The organism is Georhizobium sp. MAB10 (genome assembly GCF_045012825.1).
In the GTDB taxonomy this organism is placed as follows: Bacteria; Pseudomonadota; Alphaproteobacteria; order Rhizobiales; family Rhizobiaceae; genus Georhizobium; species Georhizobium profundi.
This window is the reverse complement of record NZ_CP118314.1, coordinates 2470620-2496036: the sequence shown is the minus strand read 5'-3', so window position 1 is coordinate 2496036 and position 25417 is coordinate 2470620. Positions and strand designations below refer to the sequence as shown.

Sequence of the window (25417 nt, the reverse complement as noted above, 5' to 3'; positions counted from 1 at the left end):
ATCATGAGACCTCGCATCGAAGCTGCTGCGCAATGGGGTCGGACTGGAGCGCCGCCAGTGCATCCTCGCGGCCAATTGACGCCAGCTCGTCGGCCCGTTCGTTGCCAACTGTGCCGATGTGACCCCTCACCCATTCGAGCGTAATCGGCACCAGCGCCAGCGCCTCGTCGAGCTCCTTCCACAGACCGAGGTTTGCGACGACACCGGCCTCAGGCTTCGTCGAGTTCGGCCCGCGCCGGCTCCAACCGTTCTTCTTCCACTTGTGCCGCCACTCGTTGCAGCCGCGGACGACATACTGGCTGTCGCAGAGCACCCGGACTGGCTCGACGACGCCGCGATCGGCGAACCAGCGCAGCGCCATCAGCGCAGCCGTGATCTCCATCGTGTTGTTCGTCGCCTGGACGTCGCCGCCATAGGCGCTGTGGATTTCGACGCCGTCGCGATAGACCGCAAAGCCCCATCCACCGGCGCCGGGGTTCGGCTCGCAGCCGCCATCGCAGAAGATGACCAGGCCGACATTGAGATCGATGGCCGGCGACACAACAACCTTTGCCCGATCTGGTTTCTTGCCCTTTTGCTTCGGTCGAGCGACAACCTTGGGCGCCGGAGCAAGCGGCAAACTTTCCGCTTGATCGGCCAGAGCCTTCTCCAGCTTCAACAGCAGCGGGAAGCAGCTCTCGCCCTTCGGTGGGAACTTCAGGCGCGTCTGGGCGATCTGCTGGATCATGAACGCGGCTTGCCGCTCAGTCGAGAACTGCAGGCTGTGCTTGCGAACGAACTTCGTGAGCGCCGGCAGAGTGTCGGGAATGCGATAAGTCATGCAGCCGGCCCTCCTTCCGCAGCAGATGGAAAGAGATGAGGCAGAGCGGCCCGGATTTTGACCAGCGCTTTCGCGCGTTCCCGCTTCTCGATGGGTGCCAGCAGCCGCCGAGCTTCGTTCTCGACCCTCGCGCTTGCCTCTTCGCCGATCGCATGAAGCCTCCGAGCCAAAGCCAAGGCACTCGCCTCGTCAGGCAAAACGGCGATCACATAGCAGCGCCAGCGGCGCTCACCATCAACACCCCAGAAGGTTTTTGGCTTCACGACTTCAGCTGGCACGACGTACATCAGTTTGTGCGCCGGCGCCCAATCCCAGCCGCAGCCCCGCGTCTGAAAGCGCTCAACTGCCATCTCAATGCTGTCTTCGTGGTACATGAAGCTTTCATGGAAGCCGAGCACCCAATCTCCCGACTTGATGTCTATCGAGTTGGTCATCGCAGGTCCTTCCATGCCAAGAATGACAGTGCGAGCTTGTCACCCATCGCAGCCTTTCGGGTGGCCACCTCACCCAATGTCGCGTCTTCAGGCTGGCCAAAGAACAGCGGGTTGAAGCGGTCGATCGCAGACCAGTCTTTCAGTTCGTCCAGTGTGGCGTCGGCGAAGTCTTCCTTGAAGGTCGCCAAGCAATCGACCGTCCCCGATCCCGGATCCTCCACGATCCTGATGTTGTGCGAGTGCGCGATCTTGACGATCTCAGCATCGGTCGATGGCCACCCTCGCCCCTCTTTCCATATGGCCTCCGCGACTTTCTCGCCTAGCGCCCGCTTTACACAGTGAAAGACGCCGTCACGGACCATCTGTCGGTAGGCCTCCGGGCTGAGCGTTGGCTTCAAGTCATCTACGATGGCGATGAAGTCGCGACGGCCCATGTCACTGAGGTTCTTGGTCCTCGCTGCTTTCATGACAGCAGCACCAACTTTGGCCTCGATTTCGATATCGGTAATGGAGGTCGGCTTTGCGGTCATGATGAACCCTTTCGATTGATGAGGCACCAACGGGCGCCAGCCAGCGCGCACCGCAGGCGGATGATGTTGATGAGGAGGGTCATGCTGCCCCCTTTGGATCGTGAGCTTGTGCCGCCCAGGCTGCCCGCTGCATCTCGAGCTGTACGGCTTCGCTGAAAGACTTGATGGCTGTCTGGATTTCCGGATCATTCAGCCCCTGCACCTGGAGCCGGCCATAGAGACGGTTGCACTCTGTCCGCCAGAAGCGATCAGCGGCATCACCGGTTCGCCTCTCAAGCGATCGCGCCACTTGCCGGATGAAGACGACTTCAGCGTCGATCGGGAATGGAATGATCTCGGCGGTCATGCGGCGACCTCCGAGGATCCGTCGCAAGTCCCATGAGGCTCCGCCTCTTGGAGCTCCGCTGGGGGCTCAACCCCCAGACCCCATGCACGACCGGCTGCGCCGCTCGCGCTCTCGGAGTCAGGCGCAGGGAAAGGGTTCCCAATAGACTTTGACGCAAGTCCGTCGCCTTTCTTATGTATATCTATTCGCGACGCACTTGCGACACGACGTCTTTCCCATGTCCTGCGGGAGATGTTTTCTGCCTCCCATGGCTTCAGCCGCGAGAGAGACTGGGCCTCATGGGAAGCGCGATCCACCGATCCGGTCGCACGTCTTTTCAGCGCCTGGCGCTCGCGATCGCGCTGCCGCTTCCGCTCCTTCGCGAGACGCACCCGTTCAGCCTTGGAGACGTCGCAAGCGCCGATCGTCTTCAACTTGAGACGGGTGCGCTCCTCCATCGTCACCGTCAGAAGGCCGGCGACGCCATCGGCGTTCATCATGCGACGACGCTTGAACGCTTGGGCAACGATTGCGCCCACCTCGGCGGGAGTTACCCATGGCGCCCACTTTGAGCACCAGTTGGGCATGTCCGGCACCGCGAGCGAGAACGCCGCGGCCCTAATGTACGCAAGGCAGGTGTCCCGATCATCGGTATCGCCAGGATCTGGGATCATGCCGCCGTGCCTGGACCGGATGACCTTCTCCACCTCCGCCCGGCGCATATGCGGGCGCGACGGTTTCCAGTCAGCGCGGTACCGCTTCGGCTTCTCTGCGAGAATGCAATTGCCGATCTTCAGCGTGGCTTTCGACGTCGATGATGTCTGAGAGCGGAGGCCGGTCATTCGTTACCCCCGTAGCTCATGACGTGGGCCCGCCTGGCAGCTTGGTAAAGCTCCAAGGTGCCTTCGCGTTCATCGGAGTCGAGATAGCGCTTGATGGGCTCCAGAAGCACACCCGCTTCGTAGATCACGACATCCAGATCAGCTTCTGTGGCAATGGCCATCGGCTTGGTGGCGCTGGCGAGTTCAGCAGCAACTCGGATCAGAGCGATAGCGCGAGAGATGGTTTCCTCGGGCAGCTCGTTGGAGAACGGCAGCGGGAATGGCTTATGCATCGGACTTCCCCCACTGGACGGAGCGGGCGATGGACCTCACCAGCCGGCTGAAATCGAGTCCTTCGCAGGAGTGGAAAATCTCATCTTCGTGCAGTGCGAGAGCCCATGCAGCTTGTCTCGCCGCAGCCTTCAGCGAAGACGGGACGAAATCCATGACGTCGCCCTCAAGAGCCCTGGTGACATCTGATTGGGCCTTGGCAGCAGCAAGGGCGGCGGTATACCCGTGGTCGTCTTCGATCTTCTTCCGCTCGGCGGAGAGATCGGCGAGCTTCTGTTTCAGCCTCGCCTTCGACGCGGCGTAGCGCTCTCGGATATTTGCCTTCAGCTCTTCATTCCCACCGCACAGAGATAGCTGGGCATCCAGGTGATCATCGATGTGGGCGTCAATCTTCTTGTCGTCATAGGCATAGATCGGCCGATAAGCGTCGGAGCCATCGAGATTCTGGCCCAGAAGCACCCGTGCGATCTGCACTCGAACCATCGGCAATTCGTCGGGCAAGCTATCGTCTATTTCACCGACACGCACCCAAAGCTGCTCATCGATGAGCGCCGCCGCTTTGTGCTCGGCGATTAACCGTTCCAGATCATCCAGTGAGCCGGTAGTTGATGCGACGGCCTCTGCCGTGGTATTGCTGTGCGCGTTCATTTCCATTCCTTCTCGGGATTTGGTGGAACCATGGCTCGGAGAGGTTGCCGCCTCTGCCGGGCCTTTGCTTTTCTGATGGGTACTCATTCAGCGGCCTCCGCCGACGAGCCGGTGAGGCTGCCGAGCTTCGCGAGACCCTTGGCCGTGATCCGGACTTGCTCAGTGATCTTGCTGGAGCCGTCGGCGCGCGTGACTTCTTCAACTCGGTGATCGAGCAGCCCGGCCTGGACTTTGTCCTGATAGCCGACCCAGTGACCGTTGCCGGCGCGGCGATAAATCCAGCGTTTGGCCTGAAGAAACGCGAAGAGGTCTTTCGGCCTCATCCCGAGTGCCTTGGAGGCATCCGTGATGCACATGGTGCCGTCACGCCGCGTCAGGTGCTCGTAGGAGTCTGCAAGCGGGCGAAGCTCAGCGATGTCAGCCTCGAGCGCTAAGACCTTCTCGACGTTCTCAAGCAGCAAGTGCCTGAGCATCGCCGGGTTGTTCAGAGCCGTGGCCGGATCCTTGGCGCGACGCTCGCACTGGATAAAATACTGCCGAGCGCGCTTGCCCTGGTCGTTGCGCTCGACCATCGAAAGCTCTTTCGCCATGTCGAGCGAAAGGGCGTATTCCTTCGATGGGCGGCCGCCTTGAGGGTTATTTCCAATTTCGGAAAAAACCACAAAGTCGACGTTTTCGGCGAATTCGTACTGTTCGATCCGCTCGTTGATCCAGGCGCCGAACACCTTTCCGACTTTCAGGAAGGCATGAAGGTTTCGGGCGTTGACGGTCTGGATTGTGGCGCCGCCGATCTGGCTCTCGGCGACGATAGGGAAATTGTTCTTGTCGGTCATGCTGCGCGCTCCCCTGCCCGCGACCGCAGACCGAGCTTTTCGGCAAGCGGCACGACTGGCACCACAAGGCGCCCGCCGATCTTGATGGTGGGAATGTCGCCGGATTTGGCCGCGTCATAGGACGCCCCGCGGGCAAGCCCGAAGAAAACCTTTCCCGCGTCTGGTACTGAGATGGTGGCTCGCTTCAGAGCCTCATCGAGTGTCATTGATCAATCTCCTTTTCGGCGCAACTGGTGTCACTTGTGCCGTTTTTTAATTAAGATTGATCGAAAGAGGTTCGTCAAGCCCTCTTGTGCTTTTTGTGCCGTTTTTGTATGGCTGAGAAATGAAAGCAGACGAACCCCGCCAAAACCGCATTCCCTTCATGCTCTCCGATGCGGAGCTTGAAGCCATCGACACATGGCGGTTCGATAACCGCATCAATACGCGCGCAGAGGCGATCCGAAGGCTGGTTCAGATTGGCCTTGTCTTTGATGCGCGTTCGATGTCGATCCGAAAAGATCTCGATCTTCTTCAATCAACTGTCGATGAAGTTCGCTCGGAAAACGTCAGGCTGTTGGACACAGAGGAAGGCGAACTGCGAGACCTCAAATTCCGCAGTCATCTGATCTGCGCTGTCTTGCAAATATTTAATCAGTTAGAACCGCTTATGCGCGAGCTCTACGGTCAAACTTCACATGTGGCGATGATGCGCGGAGATGAAAAAACCAGTGATCTCATTGAGCGATCACGTGCCGTTTCCGCCGACTATTTCCGCTATATGGAAGAAAGCTTTAAGGATTGGGACCAGCCCTCGGATCATAAGGATACCGGATGAAAGGCTCCATCCGCGAGCGCAGCCCGGGCAAATGGGCGATAATCCTCGACGTGTTGGACGAGGCGGGGAAGCGCCGTCGCAAGTGGCATAGCTTCGCGGGAACGAAGCGCCAGGCGCAGGAAGAATGTGCGCGGCTCGTCACACTCATGAAGTCCGGTAACTACGTCGAGCCGACGCGGCAGACCCTCGCTGAATATCTGGACGAGTGGCTGGCCTTTGTGAAGCCGTCGGTGGCTCCGAAGACGCATGAGCGATATGCGGAGATCTGCACGAAGAGCATTGTCCCGCTGATTGGCGACGTCGTGCTGGCAAAGTTGAAGACAGACCGGATCGACCAGGCTCTATCGAAGGCGCTCACGCACGGCCGCAGAGACGGCAAGGGCGGACTCTCACCTCGCACCGTCCACCACATGCGCCGGGTGTTGATCAAGGCGCTTGGCCAGGCTGTGACGTGGGACAGGCTGGCTCGCAATCCTGCCCTCGCCACTACGCCGCCAAAGGTCGAGCGCGTGCAGATGCTGGCCTATGACGCCGCGCAGACGGCCGCGCTGCTGGAGGCCATGCGCCCTACCCGCATGTTCGTCCCGGTGCTTCTGGCTGTCATGTGCGGGCTGCGTCGAGGCGAGATCCTTGCCCTGCGGTGGCGCCACGTCGAGATGGGCGACAACCGGCGCATGATGGCGATCGTGGAGAGCGCAGAGCAGACGAAGGACGGAATCCGCTACAAGAGCCCGAAAAGCGGCAAGGCGCGCACCGTCTCGCTCTCGTCCACCGTTATCAATGAGCTGAAGGCGCACCGCGCTCGCCAGGCGGAAGAGCAACTGAAGCTCGGCATCCGTCCAGACGATGACAGCTTCGTGGTAGCGCAGTTTGATGGCAGCCCGCTACAGCCGCGATCGCTGACCCATGAATGGATGCGATTGATCCAGAAGACCGAGCTGCCCCGCATCCGTTTCCACGATCTCCGACACACCCATGCAAGCCAGATGTTGGCGGCCGGTGTCCATCCCAAGGTGGCGAGCGAGCGCTTGGGCCACTCGACGATCGGGATCACGCTAGATTTGTATTCGCATGTGATGCCGGGAATGCAGGCGGATGCTGCGGAACAGGTTGACGCGGCGATCCGGCAGGCTGTAAAGCCGAAGGCATAACCGCGTTCGGTAGCAAAATGGTAGCAGAGCCCCTCGACCGAGGGTGACGGAAGCCAGAAAAGCTAACGAAATCAAGCCCGGAGGGGTGGCCGAGCGGTTTAAGGCACCGGTCTTGAAAACCGGCGTGCGGGAGACCGTACCGTGGGTTCGAATCCCACCCCCTCCGCCACTTCTCAGCAATCGCTCTCAAAACATCTGGCTTGGGCCGAATTTTTTCCGGGCCGCTGTCGAAATCTCGCATTGTCGCGTGTCATCCCGTCGAGAGCGTCCATCCCGGAGGCTCCGCGAAAAGGGAGTGATCCATGCGTGATATACATCCGAATGGCGCGGCCACCTTTGCCGCTCCGCAAAGTCACCGGTTGCCGATCTGGACGACAGTTATTGCTGTGGGCGGCGTAGCTTGGAACCTGTTCGGCGCCGTCCAGTTCCAGGCAGCAGTGACCGCCACCACCGAAAGCCTCGTCGCATCCGGTCTGACGCCAGAACAAGCTTCTGTCATGACAGGCTATCCGGGCTGGATGACGCTGGCCTTCGGCATCGGCGTCCTTGGTGGGCTTGTCGGAAGTGTCCTCCTGCTGCTGCGCCACCGGCTTGCTTCCTGGTTCCTTTCGATCTCCCTCATGGCCTATGTCGCCCTCTGGATTGGCGATGCCGTCCACGGCGTCTTTGCAGCCATGGGGGCGCCACAAATCATCATCCTGAGCGCCGTCGTGGTAATTGCCGCCCTGCTTTTCGCCGTCAGTCGCCACGCGGCTGTTCGGTCCTGATCCCCAATCTCCATTTCATGCTACGCTGTTTCAGAAGGAGCTAAGCCATGCAGTTCATGCTCATCCTGCGCGAAACCCACGATGATTTCGCGCGCCGTGCGGACCCCGCTCAATCTGCCGACTACTGGGGCGGCTGGAACGCTTTCATCGAGGCCATGGCGCAGTCCGGCATCGTCGTCAAAGGCGATGGCCTTCAGGCGCCGCACACTTCGACCACCGTCCGGGTGCGCGATGGCAACCGCACAGTCGAAGACGGGCCCTTCGCCGACACCAAGGAGCAGTTGGGCGGCTATTTCATCGTTGATGTGCCGGATCTCGACACCGCGATCGACTGGGCGGCTAAGGCGCCGTCGGCCAGGACGGCATCTGTCGAAGTGCGTCCGGTGCTGCCGCCGATGCCTTCATCGCAATAATGACCACCCCGTCTACTATCGAAGGCGTGGATCGGGCGGCCGAGCGGGTCGCCCGATCGAGTTATGGCAAGCTGATCGCGATCCTGACCCGCCGAGACAAGGATATTGCGGCCGCCGAAGATGCGCTGTCCGAAGCGCTCGTGGCGGCGCTCCAGCGCTGGCCAGTCGATGGCGTGCCGAACAATCCCGAAGCATGGCTGATCACCGCCGCGCGCAACCGGCTGAAAAACCGCGCCCGGGCCCACGGTATCCAAAGGGCGGCCGAGCCCGAAATTCAGCGGCGTCTCGATGAATTGGCGCCGCATGGAGATCAATTCGACGAGCGGCTGTCCCTGATGTTCCTCTGTGCGCATCCGGCGATCGACATCGCTGTGCGTACCCCTTTGATCCTGCAGGTGGTGCTCGGCATCGATGCTGGCCGCATCGCCCGCGCATTTCTCGTCGAACCGACTGCCATGTCGCAACGACTTGTCCGTGCAAAAGCGCGCATCCGGGATGCGGGCCTGCGCTATGCGTTGCCTGAGGCCGGGGACATGCCCGAACGCCTCGGCGCCGTGCTCGACGCGATCTATGCAGCCTTCGGCCAAGGCTGGGACAGGCTCGATGGCCTCGACACGCCGGATGCTTTGACCGGGGAAGCGATCTGGCTTGCGCGTCTCATTGTCCAGCTGATGCCTGATCAACCGGAGCCGAAGGGGCTGTTGGCTTTGATGCTCTATTGCGCGGCCCGGCAAACCGCACGGCGAGACGGCAAAGGCCGCTTCGTTCCACTGGACCAGCAGGATCCGCGCCTTTGGGATCGCAATCTAATCATCGAAGCGGAAGGGTTGTTGATGACCGCAGCCCGCGCCGGGACGTTCGGGCGGTTCCAATGCGAGGCAGCAATTCAATCGGTGCATATCCAGCGTCCGATCACCGGTGCGCTCAATCTGGCTGCGCTGCGGACGATCTATGATCTGCTGATCGATCGGGCCGACAGCATCGCGGCACGGATCGGGCGTGCTGTCGTTATTGCCGAAGCGGGCGATCCGACGGCAGCACTCGCCGAACTCGACACCCTGCCCTTAGCGCGTGTGCGCGCCCACCAACCCTGGTGGGTCGCCCGCAGCCATGTTTCTGCCCTGGCCGGTTTGCGGGACGACGCCGTCGCTTCGATCCAGGAAGCAATCGCGCTCACCGAGGACGAAGCCGTGCGCGCCCATCTCATCGAACGGCACGAGCGTCTTGCCGGGGCGGCCGGCTCACTGGACGCCAACCACCGCACCGACCCCGCGATCTGACCTAGTGCTCCTGATCCCGGAATCGGTCCGCCAGCAGCGTGCAGAGATCGATGTCGCGGCGTTCCTTCATCGATACATAGGTGAACATCATCACCTCGCGCTCGGTCACCATCTTTCCAGGGAACGGCAGATAGGCGAGTTCGCTGGTGCCAAAGCCGGGCGTCGCGGTGCCGATCTGCCAATTGGTCTCGATGCGGGTGTCCACCAGATGCATGGCCTTGCCGCCGCTGTCCGGCATCTGGAAGGGAATTCCGGCGAGCCTCAGATAGCTGGTTTTGTCGCCAGCAGCCCGAAAGCCCTCGACGAAACTCGCGGCGAGCTCCTGCAGGTCCTGGCGCACGCGGGACGACCCGTGCGGGTGCGAATGCAGATGGTCGGCATGGCTGTGGTTGTGGCCGAGAGCCGGGCCGGTCGCCTCATGGTGATGGCCGTGGTCGTCATGGATTCTATGGCCATGATCGTCGTGGCCATGATGGTGGTGATGGTGATGGTGATGGCCGTGCAGATGATGCGGTCGGGAGCCGTGCATGGTCGCTGATCCTTCACTCGACGTCGGGGCCGGCCGGGATCGTCACCGGCTTGTCGATGATGCCGCGGTGCGAGCCGATCTTGCCATGCGAGACGAGCGTTCCGAGCACATCGACGATCACGCGGGTCGCAAGCAGGGCCGTGATGTCGGACGTGTCGTAAGGCGGTGAGACTTCCACGACCTCCAGCCCGCAGATCCCCTCCGCCGCCACACGTCCAACGAGTTCCAGTGCCTCGCGCGGCAGGAAGCCACCCGGCTCCGGCCAGCCCGTGCCGGGCACGAAGCCGCAATCGACGCTGTCGATGTCGAAGGAGATGTAGACTGCGTCGGCATCTTTCCACGCAAGCTCCAGAGCGCGCGTCGCCGTCTCGGCGAGCCCGAGTTCCTCGATATCGCGCATGGTGAATATGTTGGTGTTGCGCTCCCTGGCGATCTCGACGCCTTCGCGCGGCACCTGCCAGCCGCCGATGCCGACCTGAACGAGATTGACCGCGGGTACATTGGCAAGGTTGGTCGCGTGGAACCAGGGCGTCGTGTGCATGCGCTCGTCGAGGTCCCGTTCCTGAATGTCGATGTGCCGGTCAAAATGCACGATCCCGATGCGCTTCGAGGTGCATTCGGCGATGCCGCGCACGCATGGAAAGCCGATCGAATGGTCGCCACCGATCATGATCGGCAAGGCACCGGAGGAGAACACGTGGCTGACGGCACGCGTGATCTGGTCGAAGGTCTTTTCGATGTTGGCGGGAATGGTGAAGACGTCGCCGACATCGCAGAGCGTCATCTGCTCGCGAAGGTCGACGCCCATTTCATAATTGTAGGGCGTATAGAGCGCCGAGATCTTGCGAACGCCCTGCGGGCCGAAGCGCGTTCCGGGCCGGTAGGTCGTGCCGCCATCGAAGGGAATGCCGATCACGGCCGCATCGTAGGCGCCCACCTTGGTGACGTCTTCGATGTAAGGCGCCTTGAGGAACGTGTTGATGCCGGCGTAATGGGGCAGCTCGCCGCGCGCAAATGTCGGGATGTTTTTGTCCGTCAGGCTGTCGGAGCCCGTGAGCCCCATCCGCAGCGCCCATTGGCGCTCCTTGTTCCAGGCAGCCGAAGGCAGCAGCGCCTCCTTTTCCGCCGCCTTCCACCCCCGCAGGTTCAGCTTGTCGAAATCGGGATGATGCGAGCGGCTCGGCGCAGGCCGTGCCATTCGGCCGGCACCCATGGTGCGGCCCGCCCGGCCCGGCTCTGCAAAGAATGGATTACGCATGAACGTCAACTCCCTGATGCGACTGAGTTTTCAATAGATCTGGCGGCAAGGCCGCAGCCGCTTTCGCCTTGTGATCGAGCGGCAGATCGTAGGTGATGGTCGCTCCGAACCGTTCCGGTGCGTGTGGGTCATGGCGCACCTTGTCGAAGACGAGGATGCGCGTTCCGAGCTTGAAGGCTTCCTGGATGTCGTGCGTGACCATGAAGACGGTCATCCCGCAGGACCGCCACAACTCGGTGATGAGCACATGCATATCGGCGCGGATGCCCGGATCCAGCGCGCCGAAGGGTTCGTCGAGCAGAAGGATGCGCGGCTTCTTCAAGAGTGCCTGGCCGATTGCCAGGCGCTGCTGCATTCCGCCTGAAAGCTGTGCCGGATAGCGGTTGCGCGCATGGCTGAGCCCGATCTCGACCAGCATTGCCTCGGCCGCCTCCTCCGCGTGTCGCCGCGCCGCTCCGAAGAGCCGCGCGAGAAACGGCGAGCCGCCCATTTCGGCGGGCAGAAGCAGGTTCTGCCACACCGTCAAATGTGGAAAGACCGAGTATTTCTGAAAGACCACGCCACGGTCAGGATCGGGTTCCGCGGCAATCTGCTTGCCATCGACCAGGATCTCGCCCTTTTGCGGCGTCTCCTGCCCGAGCAGAAGGCGCAGAAACGTCGATTTCCCGCATCCAGAAGCGCCGACGATCGTGACGAAGGCACCGCGTTCTACCGACATGTGCACCCGTTCGAGGATCGGGTTGTCGTCATAGTTGACATGGATGCCGCGGGCTTCGACGAAGGCTTTGCCTGCTCCGCTCATAGCGCATCCCCCTGCAAATGCGCCCAGCGGAAAGCCCGTCGGGACAAAAGCGCCAGCAGCCGGTCGGTGAGATAGGCAATCAGCGTGATCCAGGCGACATAGGGCACGATCACGTCCATCGCGAGATAACGCCGAACGAGAAAGATCCGGTACCCGAGGCCTTCGGTGGACGCGATCGCTTCGGCGGAGATCAGAAAAATCCACGCTGGGATCAGACCCATGCGGATTGCCGTGATCAGCGCCGGCCAGATCTGCGGAAGCACGACGCGCAATAAGATCTGCCAGGAAGATGCGCCGAGCGTCTGCGCCTTCACCATCTCCTCGCGTGGGATCGACAGCACCGTCTGCGCAAGCGATCGGATCATCAAAGGTGCGGTGCCGACCACGATCAGCCCGATCTTCGACGCCTCCCCAAGCCCGAGCACGATGAAGAGGATCGGCAGCACGGTGATGGGCGGGATCAGCGAGAACGCCGAGATGAATGGCGCCAGAAAAGCGCGTCCATAGGGCAGGAACCCGATGAAGATGCCGATGAAGAGGCTGAGCGTCGCCGAAATGGCAAGCCCAAGCCCCAGGCGCCACAGGCTCGCCGCCGTATCGAGCCAAAGGAGCAGGTCACCGGAGCGCACGTCCTCCTCGAATGCCATGATGCGAAAGGCTTCGGCCATGGTCGACACGGACGGCAGAAGCTTGTCGGCCGGATTGTCGGCAAGCCGCGCCACGCTGGCGAGAACGTAGACGATCGCCAACAACGCGAACGGCAAGAGCCCGAGAAACAGCGCCGTGGTGCGCGAGGGCTTGCGGTTCATCAGGCGCATCGAGCCACCTGGTCGCTGACCGACGAGCCTGCTTCCTGTTCCAACCATGGGTGCGTGGCCAGAACCGCGCGGGTCTCCTCGAGAAGGGTGATTTCCAGCGACGCCCTCCACAACAGATGCGCCCGATCAAGCGTCGCCACCGATGCGTAGCTGTCGGCATGAGCCGGCGCAGGAGGTCGCGGTCGAACGCGCATCGAGAACCGCCCGGCCTGAAGCATCAGTTCGCCAGCCGCGCTCGTCACGCCACAGGCGCTGTCCGATCCGGGGACCTTCCGCCAGTGTTCAAGATAATCGCTGGAAATGCCGGTCTCGATGATGAAGTCTGACGCTGCAAAGGACATGCGACCGACATCGAGCGCCGTGCCGGGCCGCAGATCGTGGATGCGGAGCCAGGTACAAACGCTCCCCTCGACTTTGGTCAGCCCGCAGAAGCCTTCCTGCCGGGCGATAAAGCCGAGCTGTGCGTCACTGCACCCATCGAGTGCTTTTACTCCTGCGAATTTGGGACGATCGAGGGGAATGCGCAGGTCCGCATGCCAGTTCTCCGTCTGAAGCCAGAAGACGCGCTCGTCCTGCTCATTGCCGGCTCCAGCCACGCCATCGCGTTCGATCAGCGTCCTTTCCCAGAGGCCCCGATAAGCGTGCGGTACCGGCGGCAGGTGATGCTCGATCATTTCATCCATGGCCGGCCTTGCCCGTCGGCGCATCGTGACGTGCCGCCTGTCCGAACGACGACAGCGCCTTTGCATTTTCGGGCAGCACAATCTCGCCTCGGGCAAGCCGCTCACGCAGATAGGTGAAGCTCTGCACGGTCTGGGCAAAAAGGTGCTCGCCCGCACGGATCGGTTCGAAGCGCGGCGTGTCGCCAGGCGCAATCAGCTCGTCAAGCGGCGCGACGACCGTGTCGTAGTCGCAGGCGAAGAACAGCGGGAAGGAATAGCGTTCCTCCTGGACTTTGCGCACCCGGTGCGCGGTCGCCACGAACTGCCCGTTCGTCCAGACCTCCATCATGTCGCCGATATTGACGACGAACGCATCCGGTACGAGCGGCACGTCGATCCAGGCCCCCTCGCCGTTCATCACCTCGAGGCCAGGCGCTGTCGGCAAAAGCAGCGTGAAACACTCGTAATCGGTGTGCGCGCCGAAACCCTGAACATCCTCCGCCGCCGCATCGAACGGATAGTGCAGCAAGCGCAGCTGGCTTGGCGGGTGGGTGACGAAGCGCTGGAAGAAGTCTTCCTCCTTGCCAAGTGCCAACGCAAATCCGGTGAGCAACCTTCGACCCAGCTCGAAAGCCGCATCGTAATAGGCGGTGATGTCCTCGCGGAACCCATCGAGGTCCGGCCACTGGTTCGGCCCGATCATTGGCGTGCCGGCGAGAACATCCGGATGATCGGCCGGAAGATCCCGGCCGAGATCGAGCGCTTCCTTCTTGTCGCGCTTGCCGCCGACCAGCACCTCCTCACCCTCCGGCACATAGCCGCGATGGTTCGTCGAATTGCCGATATAGACGTCCATCTTCCGCTCGACCGGTTGAGCGAAGAAGCGTTTGGTCTGATCCAGCAGTCGCGCTCGCATCTCGCCATCGACGCGATGTCCGGTGACATAGAAGAACCCGACCTCGCGTGCTGCCTTGCCGAGCCTGTCGGCGACCGCGATGCGGTCGCTCGATTTGTCGCTGTAAAGCCCGCTCACGTCGATCAGTGGCAGACTGGTGAAAGCCGTGGATGCGCTGGCCATGCCGCCGGCCCCTCAGAGTGCGCCGTCGGCGGCCATCTGAACGACGCTTGTGTCGAACCTCAGCTTGAGATTGGCCTGGTCGCCATAAGTGGCGCCGCCGGGAAACGAGACGCCGACGAATTCCGCGCTCGGCGCACCCTGTCCGAGGATACCCTTCTCGAACAGGAATTCGGTCACGAACTGGGTCGTCTCCGCCAAATCCTCGTTATTGGCAAATGCGATAAGATCGGCCGGTGTGTAGAACAATTCGGTTGCGGCGAGCTGCTCCTGGTAGCCTTCGAGATCCGTGCCGGCAGCAGCCGCCATCGCCTCGAGTGCCGCGGTTCCCTCCGGCGTGTCCGATTGCATCAGCGCAAGCACTTCGAACCACGCGCCGACGAGCGCCTTGCCAAAATCCGGGTTGGCGGCAAGCACCTCGGTGTTCACCACCATCAAGTCGAGGATTTCGCCGGGAATCTCAGAGGAGTCGTAAACCAGTTCACCTTCACCGGAGGCCAGGATCTCCGAGAGCATCGGGTTCCAGGTCGCCACCGCGGTGACATCGGGCGTGCCGTAGATGGAGACCATGTCCGCATCGGACGTGTTGACCACGGTAATGTCGCGCTCGGACAAGCCGACGCTCTCAAGAGCGCGCGCCAGGAAGTAGTGGGAAACGGAAAGCTCGACGAGGTTGACGCTCTGCCCGGCGATGGAGGCCAGGTCCCCGCCATCCTTCAGCACGAGGCCGTCATTGCCGTTCGAATAATCCCCGATGATCAACGCGGTCGTATCGACGCCGCCTGCTGCCGGGATCGACAGCGCATCCATATTGGTCATGGTGCAGCCGTCATACTGGCCGGCCGTGTATTGGTTGATGGATTCGACATAGTCGTTGATCTGCGTGATCTCGACGGAAATGCCGTATTTCTCCGCCCATTTGTCCATGATCCCGCTGTCGGCGAGGTAACCCCATGGCATCCAGCCGGCATAAATCGACCAGCAGACGTTGAACTCCGTCTTCTCCTGCGCAAAGACCGGCAGAGGCGCGATGAGTGTGGACGAGATCAGGGCGGCAATGGCAAGCGACTTCATGTCAATCGTCTCCAGTCAGGCTGTCGTCGGAAGGCGCTCGGCCGGCCGATCCTGTTGATGGAGATTTCCCACGCGCATCCGGGAGAGGTTTGCGCGCGACAAACCTGCGTGGTGCCTCCCGGGATTTTGTCCCGCCGTGTCACCGGGCAAAGAACCCCGGCTTGCACCTCTCGGACCAGCTCCTACCCCGCATTGGCGGGATCGGACGGAACCCTAGATGCCGTCACCACACTGACCTTGTCGAAGCAAACTTCGTGCCAGGCTTCAAAGGCCCGCATCTACGTAGATGACGGCAGCATCTGGCGCCACAGTGCGCAACCGATCGGCACCCTGCCCCTTAAATAAGCGGTTCTCAGAAGCCTTTGGCGACCTTCAGAATTCAGACCCAGAAGGATGTGATTGTCGCGACGTCGTCGCGCAACCCGAAGATGACCGGCTCCTCGGCCGGATCGAACCGGTCGGCCAGCTGCTCGTAATACGTGCGGATCCCCAGTGACCCATCACCGTCGATGCTGCCCGCTCCGACTGCGCCATCCTGCTGCGTGAGGAGCGCAGATCCGATGGAGCCCGCAGCCTGAAGCGTCACCGGCGAGCGCGATACCGCCACCGTTGGATTGACCGCGTTCGTGACCGAGAGATCCTTTGTCTGCGCCGGAGCCGCGCTGGCCGACCAGACCGTGCTGGTTTGAACAATCGGCGTCATCATGCCAGCCATCGCTCGACTCCTCGTGCGTTCAATAAGGCCAGATTCTCAAAGGTCTGACAGCGCGGATGCGATCCTTTCGACGGGAATTTTCAATCGCCAGAGTTAAGGAAGGATGAAGCCCGGTCTGTGGCAGTCCACTAAACGCCCAGCGATTTCAGCTTCCTGTGCAACGCCGAGCGCTCCATGCCGACGAACTCCGATGTCCGCGAGATGTTGCCACCGAACCGGTTGATCTGCGCGATCAGGTAGTCGCGTTCGAACATCTCGCGGGCTTCGCGCAGCGGCAGCGTCATGATGTGGCTGTCGCCGCGGCTCGCCGTCTTCGGCAGCATGTCGCCGATTTCGCCGGGCAGCATGTCAGCCGTGATCGGTTTGTCCGTGCCGTCGTTGCGCGCAAGGATCATCAGTCGCTCGATATTGTTGCGCAACTGCCGGATGTTGCCCGGCCAGTCATGCGCCTGCAGAACCGCCATGGCGTCATCGGCGATTGGTCGCGGCCGGATGCCGGCCTGCTCCGCGATCTGACGCATGAAGACATCGACGAGGAACGGAATATCCTCGCGTCGTTCGGCCAGCGACGGCACCTTGATCGGCACGACCGCAAGGCGATGGAAAAGATCCTGTCGAAAAAGCCCCTCCGCAATCATCTGCTCGAGATTGAATGCAGTGGACGAGATGATGCGCACATCGACCTTCACGCGCTTGGAGCCGCCGACCCGCTCGAACTGCTGGTCGACGAGCACGCGCAGGATCTTGTTCTGCGTCTCGCGCGGCATGTCCGCCACTTCGTCGAGATAGAGAATGCCGCCATGGGCCTCCTCCAGAGCACCGACCTTGCGCTCATAGCCGTTGTTGTTTTCGGTGCCGAACAGAGCCATCTCCATGCGCTCCGGCGTGATCGCTGCGGCGTTCATGGCGACGAACGGACCATTCGCCCGGCTCGAATTGCGGTGGATCAGGCGCGCGACCAGTTCCTTGCCCGACCCCGACGGACCGAGGATCATCACGCGGCTGTTGGTGGGCGACACCTTGTCGATCGTGTTCTTCAGCTGCGATATGGCAATCGACGTCCCGATCAGCTCGACCGGATCGCCGCTCCGGCGCTTCAGTTCGCTGACTTCGCGCTTGAGCTTCGATGTCTCCAGCGCACGTTCGGCAATGAGGATCAGCCGGTCGCTCTTGAACGGCTTCTCGATGAAATCGTAGGCGCCCCGCTTGATGGCCGAAACGGCAGTCTCGATGTTGCCGTGACCCGAGATCATCACCACCGGGAGGTCGGGATAACGCGTCTTGATTTCGTCCAGCAAAGCCAGCCCGTCCAGCCGTGACCCCTGCAGCCAGATGTCGAGAAAGACCAGCCGTGGAACGCGGTCGGAAATCGCCTGGATTGCGCTGTCGCTGTCGAAAGCGGTGCGCGTTTCGTGTCCTTCATCGGAGAGGATACCTGCGACGAGTTCGCGAATGTCCTGCTCGTCGTCCACGACGAGAATGTCAGACGCCATGATTGGCCTCCTCAAGCATTGTGCTGTCCCTATCGGTTTCTTTCGCACCCGTGGAAAGGCACACCCGAACCATCGCGCCACGGCCGGAATCGAAGTCCGGCGGCGCGTCGTGCAGTTCGAGAGAGCCGTCATGGTCCTCGACGATCTTCTTGACGATCGCCAGACCCAGTCCGGTGCCCTTCTCACGCATGGTGATGTAGGGCTCCAGGATGCGGTTCCTGTTTTCCATCGGCAATCCGCGACCGTTGTCGATCACATCGACGACGATCTGATCCTCTTCGGTGCGCGCACGAACTTCGATGCGCCTGCCGTCACGCTCGGAATCCGCGGGCACGGCATCGATCGCTTCGCTGGCATTCTTGATCAGGTTGGAAAATGCCTGGCCAAGCATCCGCGCATCGAAAAGCCCTTGGATCGGCCCGCTGTCGGCAACGAGCTTGAAGAAAATGTCGTTCCGGCTGACCTCGCGCAAGAAAATCGCATCACGGAGGATGTTCTTGAGGTCCGCCGGCTCCTTGGTCGGCTTGGGCATGCGGGCGAATGCCGAGAACTCGTCGACCATCCGGCCGATATCTTCCACCTGCCGCACGATCGTGTCCGTGCACTGGTCGAACACGGTGCGGTCGTCCTGGTTGATCTGCTTTCCGTAGCGCCGCCGAATACGTTCGGCCGAAAGCTGGATCGGCGTCAGCGGGTTCTTGATCTCGTGCGCGATTCGGCGCGCAACGTCGGCCCAGGCGGTGGAACGCTGCGCAATGACGAGATCTGTGATGTCGTCCAGCGTCACCACATAGGAGTTCTCGTCGCTGAGTGATTCCTCGCGGGTCACCTGGACGTTCAAGGTGCGTTCCGTGCCGCTGCGGATGACCGTCACCTGCTCGCGCGCTTCCTGGCGCCTGCGCTGCACGGCCTGTGACAGCACGGCGTCGATCTCCGGCGCTATGTCCGCCAGCCGCCGTCCGACGAGGGCACCGGGCGGCGTATTCATCATGATTTCAGCGGACGAATTGGAGATCGCCACCCGACCGTCCCGGTCGATGCCCATCACCCCTGCCGAGACACCGGACAGCACCGCTTCGGTAAAGCGGCGGCGTTCGTCCATTTCGTCCTTCGCGGACAGGATCTGGTTGCGCTGCGTGCCGATCTGCACGATCATGTTGTTGAACGTGTCCGACAGATGCGCGACGTCGCCGTCCGATCCACGCACTGGCACCTGAACGGAAAGATCGCCCGCCGCCACCTGGTCGGCCGCGCCGATCAGCTGCCGGATCGGCCGCACGATACGGTCGGCAACGGCGATTGCAGTCCAGATCGCGGCGAGAAGCACGATCAGGGCGAAGCCGATATAGAGAATGCCGAAGGCAAGCTGCAGCGGCCCGCGATTGGCCTCCAGCGCCTGGTATTCGGCGATGTTGTCTTCCATCAGCCGCATGGACTGGATGACATCGGGATCGACGGCACGGATCGTGTAGAGAAACGTGTCCGGAATGTCCTGCAGGCGCATGATCGCACCGACGAGATTGGTGACACCCGGAGGAATGAGCGTCGGACGGCCCTCGCTCGCCGAGCGCAGCGCATCCGGTGGAATGGCCGGCAGCGGTCGCTCCGTTTCGATGTCCGCGCGCAAGATGACGGTGCCGTCGTTTCGAACGAGAAACGCACCCAGCAAGCCGCGCCCCGTCGCCTGCCGGGTGAGCAGCACCTGAAAGCCCGTCCGGTCCAGGGAATAGAGCTGTCGTGCATTGTCCAGATCGTTCGCCATCGAAACGGTCTGGCCCTGCAGGTAGCGCGCGTTCTCCATCACATAGGCTTCGGCAACATCCAGCGAGGAGCTGACGATCGATTGCGTGCGCATCGAGAACCAGCGGTCGAGCCCGATATCGAGCGTGATCGATGCGACGATCGCCACCAGGATGGCCGGCACGATGGCGACGATCGAGAAGAGCCCGATAATGCGCACATGAAGACGCGCGGCCGCCTTTCCGCGACGACGCGCCTGGAAAACGCGTCGGATCTCGTAGGCGATCAATCCGAGAAGCGCGAGGACGAAGACGAGGTTGACGATGACGGCCGTCATCACGACTTCATTGCGTGGCGCAATCGGTGTCAGGCCCATCAAGATCACGAACGAGCCGACGGCGCTGATCAGCGCAGTGACGACGACGATGAGACCCGGATTTGCCAAAATGCGGCGGCCTTCGCCCTGCTCGAGCGCCCCCGGTGGAGGAGCGCCGTGACTTTGGCTATCGACTGAAAAAGTGCTGATCGCCATGTCCGCCAGATGGTTGGATGTTCCCCCGCGGCGACTCGGCCGCCGTTGCCTTAGAGCAACGCTTTGTGGCGAAAATGCAACTATCCGGACGGCCGGTCAAGCGCTCCGCTGGCTGCGATAGACGCTGACACCGAGCTCGCGGATCTTCTTGCGCAGCGTGTTCCGGTTGAGGCCGAGAAGCTCTGCAGCGCGAATCTGGTTACCACGCGTGGCGGTGAGCGCAGCGAGGATGAGCGGAAATTCCATCTCGTGCAGCACGCGATGATAGAGGCCCGGCGGCGGCAGATCTTCGCCATATTGGGCGAAATAAGTGCGCATGTTCTCTTCGACGGCCTGGGCGATCGTGACCGGGCCGGACAACCCCTCAGTGCTGATCGCACTCGCCGGCGCATCGGTGCGCAACTCGTTGTCGATGATCTCGCGCGTGATCACTTCTTGTGGATAGAGCGCCGTCAGGCGCCGAACCACGTTCTCCAGTTCGCGCACATTGCCCGGCCAAGGATAGGATTTCATGAGCTCGAGCGCATCGCCGTCGAAGCGTTTGGCGTCCAGCCCCTCCTTCTGGCAGAGCTTGACGAAGTGGCGCACCAGATCGGGCACGTCCTCGGCCCGGTCTCGCAGTGCCGGCAGGCGCAGCGGCACGACGTTCAAGCGATAATAAAGGTCTTCTCTGAAGAGACCCTGGTTGATCGACGTCTTTAAATCCTTGTTGGTGGCGGCAACGATGCGCACGTCGGTCTTGATCGGCGTCCGGCCACCGACAGTCGTGTACTCGCCCTGCTGCAGCACGCGCAGAAGCCGCGTTTGCGCCTCCATCGGCATGTCGCCGATTTCATCGAGGAACAGAGTGCCGCCCTCGGCCTGCTCGAAGCGGCCCGTCGAGCGGTTATGCGCCCCGGTGAACGCGCCCTTCTCGTGGCCGAACAGTTCCGATTCGATGAGATCGCGCGGGATCGCCGCCATGTTGATGGCCACGAAGGGGCCATTGCGACGCTTGCCGTAATCGTGCAGCGCGCGGGCGACCAGTTCCTTGCCAGTTCCGGATTCGCCCGTGATCATCAGCGTCAGGTCGGTCTGCATCAACCGCGCCAATACGCGGTAGATTTCCTGCATGGCAGCGGAGCGACCGACCAGAGGGATCCCATCATTCTGGTCGGCATCGGCACGATCGACGCGCTTTTTGGGTTCGGATAGCGCCCGCCCGATGATGCCGATCATCTCGGTCAGATCGAACGGCTTCGGCAGATAATCGTAGGCGCCCTTCTCGGAAGCCTTGATCGCCGTCATGAAGGTATTCTGCGCGCTCATCACGAGCACCGGCAACTCCGGCCGTGCCTTCTTGATCCGTGGTAGAAGGTCGAAGGCGTTTTCATCGGGCATCACGACGTCCGTGATGACGAGATCGCCCTCGCCTGCTGAAATCCACCGCCAGAGTGTCGACGCGTTCGACGTGATGCGAACATCATATCCCGCCCGCGTCAGAGCCTGATTGAGCACCGTGCGGATCGCGGCGTCGTCGTCGGCTACCAGAATTGTCGCTGATTTCATGCCTTGGCCTCGGCGTTGTCGTCCGGCCAGAGTGCGGTGCCCTTCGACACCGGCATCAATATGCGGAACACGGTCTTCTTGTTTTGGCTGTCGCACTCGACGATCCCGCCATGGGCGCCCACGATCTTTGCGACCAGTGCAAGGCCGAGCCCCGAGCCGTTGGTTTTTGTAGTGATGAACGGGTCGAAGAGATGCGGCAGCAGATCGTCCGGCACGCCCGGTCCATTGTCGATGACGCAAAATTCCAGCGGCAGCGACACCTTTTCCCTGGAACCGGGAACAGACAGACGGATCCCCGGACGGTAGGCAGTGGTGAGCATGATTTCGCCATCGGCCGCATCGCCGATCGCTTCGCTCGCGTTCTTCACCAGATTGAGGAAGACCTGGATCAGCTGATCGCGATTGGCAAAAACGAAGGGAAGCGACGGGTCGTATTGCTCGCTGATGCGGATGTCGCGGGCAAAGCCGGCCATGGCGACAGCCTTCACGTGATCGAGCACGGAGTGAATGTTGACCGGCTGGCGATCGACCGGGCGCTCGTCGGAGAACACTTCCATCCGATCGACGAGCGAGACGATCCGGTCCGTCTCGTCGCGGATGAGCCTAGTGAGCGCGCGGTCTTCGTCATTGACCGAGCTTTCCAGAAGCTGCGCTGCCCCGCGAATGCCCGACAGCGGATTCTTGATCTCATGCGCAAGCATCGAGGCAAGCCCGGTGACGGAGCGTGCCGCGGCCCGGTGCGTCAGCTGTCGGTCGATCTTGTCTGCCATGGTGCGAACCTGCAGCACGATGACGACCGAATCTTCGTCATCAGCTTCACCCGAAACCGGCGCGACGTAGAGATCGACGAGCTTCTCCCCGCCGAGCTTGGGCGAACTCAGATCCACACGGTATTCGTTGATGGGTCCGCGACGCTCACGCACATGGTCGATCAGCGCAAGAAGCGGACTGCCGAACGGAATATACTGGTCGATCGTGTGGCGACGCAAAAGATCGGCGCTCACACCGAAAAAGTTCTCGGCCGCCCAATTGGCGTAGGAAATGTTGCCTGCGCCGTTCACCATGATGACCGGGTGCTGGATGGTGTTCAAAACATGGGCCGTCACGCCGATGTCAGTAGGAAGATCGGTGGGACCAGCCGAGCTTGCGCTCATCTTTGCGCTCCTCATCAGGCGGCCTCGCCGTAAGCCGATGGCTTTGCCAAATTTTCGCAATTCAGAAACAGCTGCGACAGGGCCGCGATGACGGCTTTCGGATCACGACTGCCCATGACGATGGCCCGCATCTCCGCAGGAACATCGGTACAATGCAGGCCGAGATACCAGCCGAGATGCTTGCGCGCGCAGCGCAGCCCAAGCTCGGTGCCGTAGTGAGCGAGCATCGCCTCATAATGCTCGATGACCACATCGACGATCTCCGCGGCGCAAGATGGGCCAAGCCCGCTTCCCGCAAGCGCCCCTGGCAGCCATGGCTGGCCCTGCGCCGCACGCCCCACCATCACGGCATCGGCGCCTGAAGCGACCCTGATCGCGTGGCAGTCGGCCTCCGTCGCCACATCGCCATTGGCAACCAGCGGTACCGAGATGGCATCCCGCACGGCCCGGATCGCATTCCAGTCGGCACGCCCTTCGTAGAATTGTTCGCGGGTGCGTCCGTGAACCGTGATCATCGCTGCGCCGGCATCTTCCGCCCGCGCTGCGATCTCTGGGGCGTTGATGGAGTTCTCGTCCCAACCGAGGCGCATCTTGACGGTCACCGGCAAGGACACGGCCGCGATCGTGGCGTCGACGAGCGACAGCGCATGATCTGGATCGCGCATCAGCGCCGAACCGGAATAGCCACCAATGACCTTCTTGGCAGGGCAACCCATGTTGATGTCGATGACATCCGCGCCCTCACCCTCCGCTATCCTGGCAGCCTCTGCCATCCAGGAGGCATCGCGGCCGGCCAGCTGGACGACATGCACGACGCCATCTTCCTGCGCCATGCGCCGGCGAGAGTCGCCGCTGTCGCCAACGAGTTCACGGCTAGCGATCATCTCGGTGACGACAAGCCCCGCACCGAAGCGATGCGCCAGCCGCCGAAACGGCAGGTCGGTCACGCCCGACATTGGCGCCAGCACGACGCGGTTGCGCACCGCGACGGAGCCGATCATCCAGGGATTAGAAAGATGGGAGTTCAGTTGAGGCTGCATGCGCAAAGGGCATCCTTTGTAATTGCCTTATTTTTAGACAGGTTTCCGCCCGCTGCCAAGGGGCATGGGAAGACTTCTTGGCTGATCGATGGCATTTCACATAGGCTCGCGATAGACCATTCGTATGACGCACACGGCTCGTGTGCATCGCACGCAGAGGTGATTGAGTTGACGACTGAAATGGATCGCGTGGCAGCCGTGATCGTGGCGGCTGGCCGAGGTGAACGGGCCGGCGACCCGTCCGAGGGGCCGAAACAGTATCGGCAGATCGGCGACGCCCCGGTGCTAGCCCACGCCCTTTTGCCATTCATTGCCCATGAAAAGATCGACGATATCGTCGTGGTCATCCATCCGGATGACGAAGATGTGTTCACGCAAACCGTTCAGCCGCATCTTGGCGGCGCCGACATCAAGATCCTCTTTGGTGACAGGACGCGGCAGATGTCGGTGCGCCGCGGGCTCGAATCGCTGTCGGACCGCCGCCCAAGCCATGTTATGATCCATGACGGCGCACGGCCCTTCATCGAGCGACCTGTCATTGACCGGGTGCTTGCCGGGCTGAAGGAGGTCGGCGACGCGATCCTGCCGGGGATCGCCGTTGCCGACACGTTGAAGTCGACGACGCTCAGCCAGCGCGTGCTCAAGACTGTCCCGCGCGACGGGCTCTATGCGGCGCAGACCCCTCAAGGCTTCGCCTATTCAGCGATCCTTGACGCGCATCGGCGCGCGGCGATTTCCGCCGACGATGGTTTCACCGACGACGCGTCCATCGCCGAATGGGCAGACATCCCAGTCAGGGTCGTGGAAGGCTCGACACAGAACATCAAATTGACCGTACGTGAGGATATTGCCATGGCCGACCAGAAGCTCAGCGCCAAGGCCGATTATCCCGACGTCCGCACTGGCAATGGGTACGATGTGCACCGGCTCGAGCCCGGCAATGGCGTCACGCTCTGCGGCGTCTTCATCGCCCACGACCAGCGCCTCACCGGCCATTCCGATGCCGATGTCGGCTATCACGCATTGACCGATGCGCTTCTGGCCACGTGCGGCGCAGGAGACATCGGCGACCATTTCCCGCCATCCGACCCGCAGTGGAAAGGCGCACGCTCGAGCATCTTCCTGCAGCACGCGGCCGAGATCGTGCGCAGCCGCGGGGGAACAATCACCAATGCCGATGTTTCTCTCATCTGCGAGGCGCCGAGGATCGGGCCGCATCGGGAAGCCATGCGCGCCGCCATGGCCCAGGATCTCGCCGTCGCGATCGAGCGTTGTTCGGTGAAGGCGACGACCAACGAGATGCTTGGCTTCATCGGCCGCGGTGAAGGCATTGCGGCCATAGCCACGGCGACGGTCATTTACGGAGGACTGAGAGATGGACGTCACAATCGTTGAACTCGCCGCTTCGCTCGTCGAAAAGGCACGCAACGCCAAGGTGATGATCGCAACAGCAGAATCCTGCACCGGTGGACTGATCGCAGGCGCCATCACCGAAGTGCCCGGCTCATCCGATATTTTCGACCGGGGCTTCGTCACCTATTCGAACGATGCCAAGATGAAGATGCTGGGCGTCAAAGCAGAAACCTTGTCGACATACGGGGCTGTCTCGGCAGAAACCGCCCGGGAAATGGCCTTCGGCGCGCTCGCGAATTCCAATGCCGACTTTGCCGTTGCAGTCACCGGCATCGCCGGACCTGCGGGCGGGACACCGGAGAAGCCGGTGGGGCTCGTTTACATCGGCGTCGCCGAACTCGACGGGAAGACACAGGTTGCCGAGCAGCGCTTCGGCGATGTCGGCCGAGGGGCCGTACGGCAGGCCACTCTGGAGGCGGCGCTGCGGGCTTTGA

28 protein-coding genes, 1 tRNA gene and 1 pseudogene are annotated in these 25417 nt (G+C 61.8%); 8 read left to right on the top strand and 22 right to left on the bottom strand.

Translation table 11 applies throughout. The features are described 5' to 3' along the window. Position 1: 1 nt before the first annotated feature. The 9 genes from PU133_RS11745 to PU133_RS11705 form a co-directional block, all read right to left on the bottom strand. Entirely contained in the window at positions 2–820 is an 819-nt protein-coding gene (locus tag PU133_RS11745; protein ID WP_404861845.1) for a ribonuclease H, read from the bottom strand. Further along, positions 817–1254 (bottom strand): hypothetical protein, encoded by a 438-nt coding sequence (locus PU133_RS11740; RefSeq protein ID WP_404861844.1) that lies wholly within the window; start codon positions 1252–1254, stop codon positions 817–819. The genes PU133_RS11745 and PU133_RS11740 overlap by 4 nt, the downstream gene beginning before the upstream one ends. Beyond that, the gene (locus tag PU133_RS11735; protein WP_404861843.1) at positions 1251–1784 is read right to left on the bottom strand and encodes a hypothetical protein; all 534 of its coding nucleotides are present in this window, start codon (positions 1782–1784) and stop codon (positions 1251–1253) included. The genes PU133_RS11740 and PU133_RS11735 overlap by 4 nt, the downstream gene beginning before the upstream one ends. A 79-nt stretch (positions 1785–1863) precedes the next feature. Next, entirely contained in the window at positions 1864–2130 is a 267-nt protein-coding gene (locus PU133_RS11730; RefSeq protein ID WP_404861842.1) for a DUF6074 family protein, read from the bottom strand. Next, positions 2127–2951, bottom strand: a complete 825-nt coding sequence (locus PU133_RS11725) for a hypothetical protein (protein WP_404861841.1) — start codon at positions 2949–2951, stop codon at positions 2127–2129. Before PU133_RS11725 ends, PU133_RS11730 begins: the two co-directional genes overlap by 4 nt. Then, complete coding sequence (locus PU133_RS11720; RefSeq protein WP_404861840.1) at positions 2948–3223, bottom strand: hypothetical protein; 276 nt, start codon at positions 3221–3223, stop codon at positions 2948–2950. Before PU133_RS11720 ends, PU133_RS11725 begins: the two co-directional genes overlap by 4 nt. Next, the gene (locus PU133_RS11715; RefSeq protein WP_404861839.1) at positions 3216–3869 is read right to left on the bottom strand and encodes a hypothetical protein; all 654 of its coding nucleotides are present in this window, start codon (positions 3867–3869) and stop codon (positions 3216–3218) included. Before PU133_RS11715 ends, PU133_RS11720 begins: the two co-directional genes overlap by 8 nt. An 83-nt stretch (positions 3870–3952) precedes the next feature. Then, positions 3953–4702, bottom strand: coding sequence for an antA/AntB antirepressor family protein (locus PU133_RS11710; RefSeq protein ID WP_404861838.1), 750 nt, complete (start codon positions 4700–4702; stop codon positions 3953–3955). Next, complete coding sequence (locus tag PU133_RS11705) at positions 4699–4908, bottom strand: DNA-binding protein (RefSeq protein ID WP_404861837.1); 210 nt, start codon at positions 4906–4908, stop codon at positions 4699–4701. The genes PU133_RS11710 and PU133_RS11705 overlap by 4 nt, the downstream gene beginning before the upstream one ends. A 119-nt stretch (positions 4909–5027) precedes the next feature. Between PU133_RS11705 and PU133_RS11700 the strand changes: the two genes are divergently transcribed. From PU133_RS11700 to PU133_RS11675, 6 genes are all read left to right on the top strand, one after another. Further along, the gene (locus PU133_RS11700; protein WP_404861836.1) at positions 5028–5519 is read left to right on the top strand and encodes a hypothetical protein; all 492 of its coding nucleotides are present in this window, start codon (positions 5028–5030) and stop codon (positions 5517–5519) included. Then, complete coding sequence (xerC, locus tag PU133_RS11695; protein ID WP_404861835.1) at positions 5516–6670, top strand: tyrosine recombinase XerC; 1155 nt, start codon at positions 5516–5518, stop codon at positions 6668–6670. Before PU133_RS11700 ends, xerC begins: the two co-directional genes overlap by 4 nt. A gap of 79 nt (positions 6671–6749) precedes the next feature. Beyond that, positions 6750–6839, top strand: a tRNA-Ser gene (locus PU133_RS11690). Between the two features lie 133 nt (positions 6840–6972). After that, positions 6973–7437, top strand: a complete 465-nt coding sequence (locus PU133_RS11685; protein ID WP_126010368.1) for a hypothetical protein — start codon at positions 6973–6975, stop codon at positions 7435–7437. A 47-nt stretch (positions 7438–7484) separates the two neighbouring features. Next, positions 7485–7850 carry a YciI family protein gene (locus PU133_RS11680; protein ID WP_126010367.1) on the top strand — a complete coding sequence of 122 codons (366 nt, stop codon included), beginning with the start codon at positions 7485–7487 and terminating at the stop codon, positions 7848–7850. Further along, positions 7850–9130: an RNA polymerase sigma factor gene (locus tag PU133_RS11675; protein WP_404861834.1), complete on the top strand. Its 1281-nt coding sequence runs from the start codon at positions 7850–7852 to the stop codon at positions 9128–9130. Before PU133_RS11680 ends, PU133_RS11675 begins: the two co-directional genes overlap by 1 nt. Before the next feature lies 1 nt (position 9131). Here PU133_RS11675 and PU133_RS11670 read toward each other — a convergent pair whose 3' ends face one another. The 13 genes from PU133_RS11670 to dusB form a co-directional block, all read right to left on the bottom strand. Beyond that, the gene (locus PU133_RS11670; protein ID WP_404861833.1) at positions 9132–9659 is read right to left on the bottom strand and encodes a hypothetical protein; all 528 of its coding nucleotides are present in this window, start codon (positions 9657–9659) and stop codon (positions 9132–9134) included. Between the two features lie 13 nt (positions 9660–9672). Next, positions 9673–10872 (bottom strand): agmatinase family protein, encoded by a 1200-nt coding sequence (locus tag PU133_RS11665; protein WP_205665584.1) that lies wholly within the window; start codon positions 10870–10872, stop codon positions 9673–9675. 37 nt (positions 10873–10909) lie between these two features. Next, complete coding sequence (locus PU133_RS11660) at positions 10910–11719, bottom strand: ABC transporter ATP-binding protein (RefSeq protein WP_404861832.1); 810 nt, start codon at positions 11717–11719, stop codon at positions 10910–10912. Continuing rightward, the gene (locus PU133_RS11655; RefSeq protein ID WP_404861831.1) at positions 11716–12537 is read right to left on the bottom strand and encodes an ABC transporter permease; all 822 of its coding nucleotides are present in this window, start codon (positions 12535–12537) and stop codon (positions 11716–11718) included. The genes PU133_RS11660 and PU133_RS11655 overlap by 4 nt, the downstream gene beginning before the upstream one ends. Beyond that, positions 12528–13220 carry a hypothetical protein gene (locus tag PU133_RS11650; protein WP_404861830.1) on the bottom strand — a complete coding sequence of 231 codons (693 nt, stop codon included), beginning with the start codon at positions 13218–13220 and terminating at the stop codon, positions 12528–12530. The genes PU133_RS11655 and PU133_RS11650 overlap by 10 nt, the downstream gene beginning before the upstream one ends. Next, positions 13213–14277 (bottom strand): isopenicillin N synthase family dioxygenase, encoded by a 1065-nt coding sequence (locus PU133_RS11645; protein WP_404861829.1) that lies wholly within the window; start codon positions 14275–14277, stop codon positions 13213–13215. The genes PU133_RS11650 and PU133_RS11645 overlap by 8 nt, the downstream gene beginning before the upstream one ends. A gap of 12 nt (positions 14278–14289) precedes the next feature. Further along, a complete protein-coding gene (locus PU133_RS11640) occupies positions 14290–15363 on the bottom strand; it encodes a putative urea ABC transporter substrate-binding protein (protein WP_404864517.1) in 1074 nt (357 codons plus the stop codon). Positions 15364–15727: 364 nt separating this feature from the next. After that, positions 15728–16063, bottom strand: coding sequence for a hypothetical protein (locus PU133_RS11635; protein WP_404861828.1), 336 nt, complete (start codon positions 16061–16063; stop codon positions 15728–15730). Between the two features lie 128 nt (positions 16064–16191). Beyond that, entirely contained in the window at positions 16192–17556 is a 1365-nt protein-coding gene (locus tag PU133_RS11630; RefSeq protein WP_404861827.1) for a sigma-54-dependent transcriptional regulator, read from the bottom strand. Beyond that, entirely contained in the window at positions 17546–19828 is a 2283-nt protein-coding gene (locus tag PU133_RS11625; protein WP_404861826.1) for an ATP-binding protein, read from the bottom strand. Before PU133_RS11625 ends, PU133_RS11630 begins: the two co-directional genes overlap by 11 nt. A gap of 96 nt (positions 19829–19924) precedes the next feature. After that, positions 19925–21376, bottom strand: a complete 1452-nt coding sequence (ntrC, locus tag PU133_RS11620) for a nitrogen regulation protein NR(I) (RefSeq protein WP_404861825.1) — start codon at positions 21374–21376, stop codon at positions 19925–19927. Continuing rightward, the gene (locus PU133_RS11615) at positions 21373–22530 is read right to left on the bottom strand and encodes a nitrogen regulation protein NR(II) (protein ID WP_404861824.1); all 1158 of its coding nucleotides are present in this window, start codon (positions 22528–22530) and stop codon (positions 21373–21375) included. The genes ntrC and PU133_RS11615 overlap by 4 nt, the downstream gene beginning before the upstream one ends. A 14-nt stretch (positions 22531–22544) precedes the next feature. Further along, a complete protein-coding gene (gene dusB / locus PU133_RS11610) occupies positions 22545–23570 on the bottom strand; it encodes a tRNA dihydrouridine synthase DusB (protein WP_404861823.1) in 1026 nt (341 codons plus the stop codon). 180 nt (positions 23571–23750) lie between these two features. Here dusB and PU133_RS11605 point away from each other — a divergent pair, with 180 nt between their 5' ends. Both PU133_RS11605 and PU133_RS11600 read left to right on the top strand, forming a co-directional pair. Further along, a complete protein-coding gene (locus PU133_RS11605) occupies positions 23751–24965 on the top strand; it encodes a bifunctional 2-C-methyl-D-erythritol 4-phosphate cytidylyltransferase/2-C-methyl-D-erythritol 2,4-cyclodiphosphate synthase (protein ID WP_404864516.1) in 1215 nt (404 codons plus the stop codon). Next, positions 24946–25416: pseudogene (locus tag PU133_RS11600) on the top strand (CinA family protein); the annotation flags it as partial. The gene PU133_RS11605 and the pseudogene PU133_RS11600, both read left to right, overlap by 20 nt. Between the last annotated feature and the right edge of the window lies 1 nt (position 25417).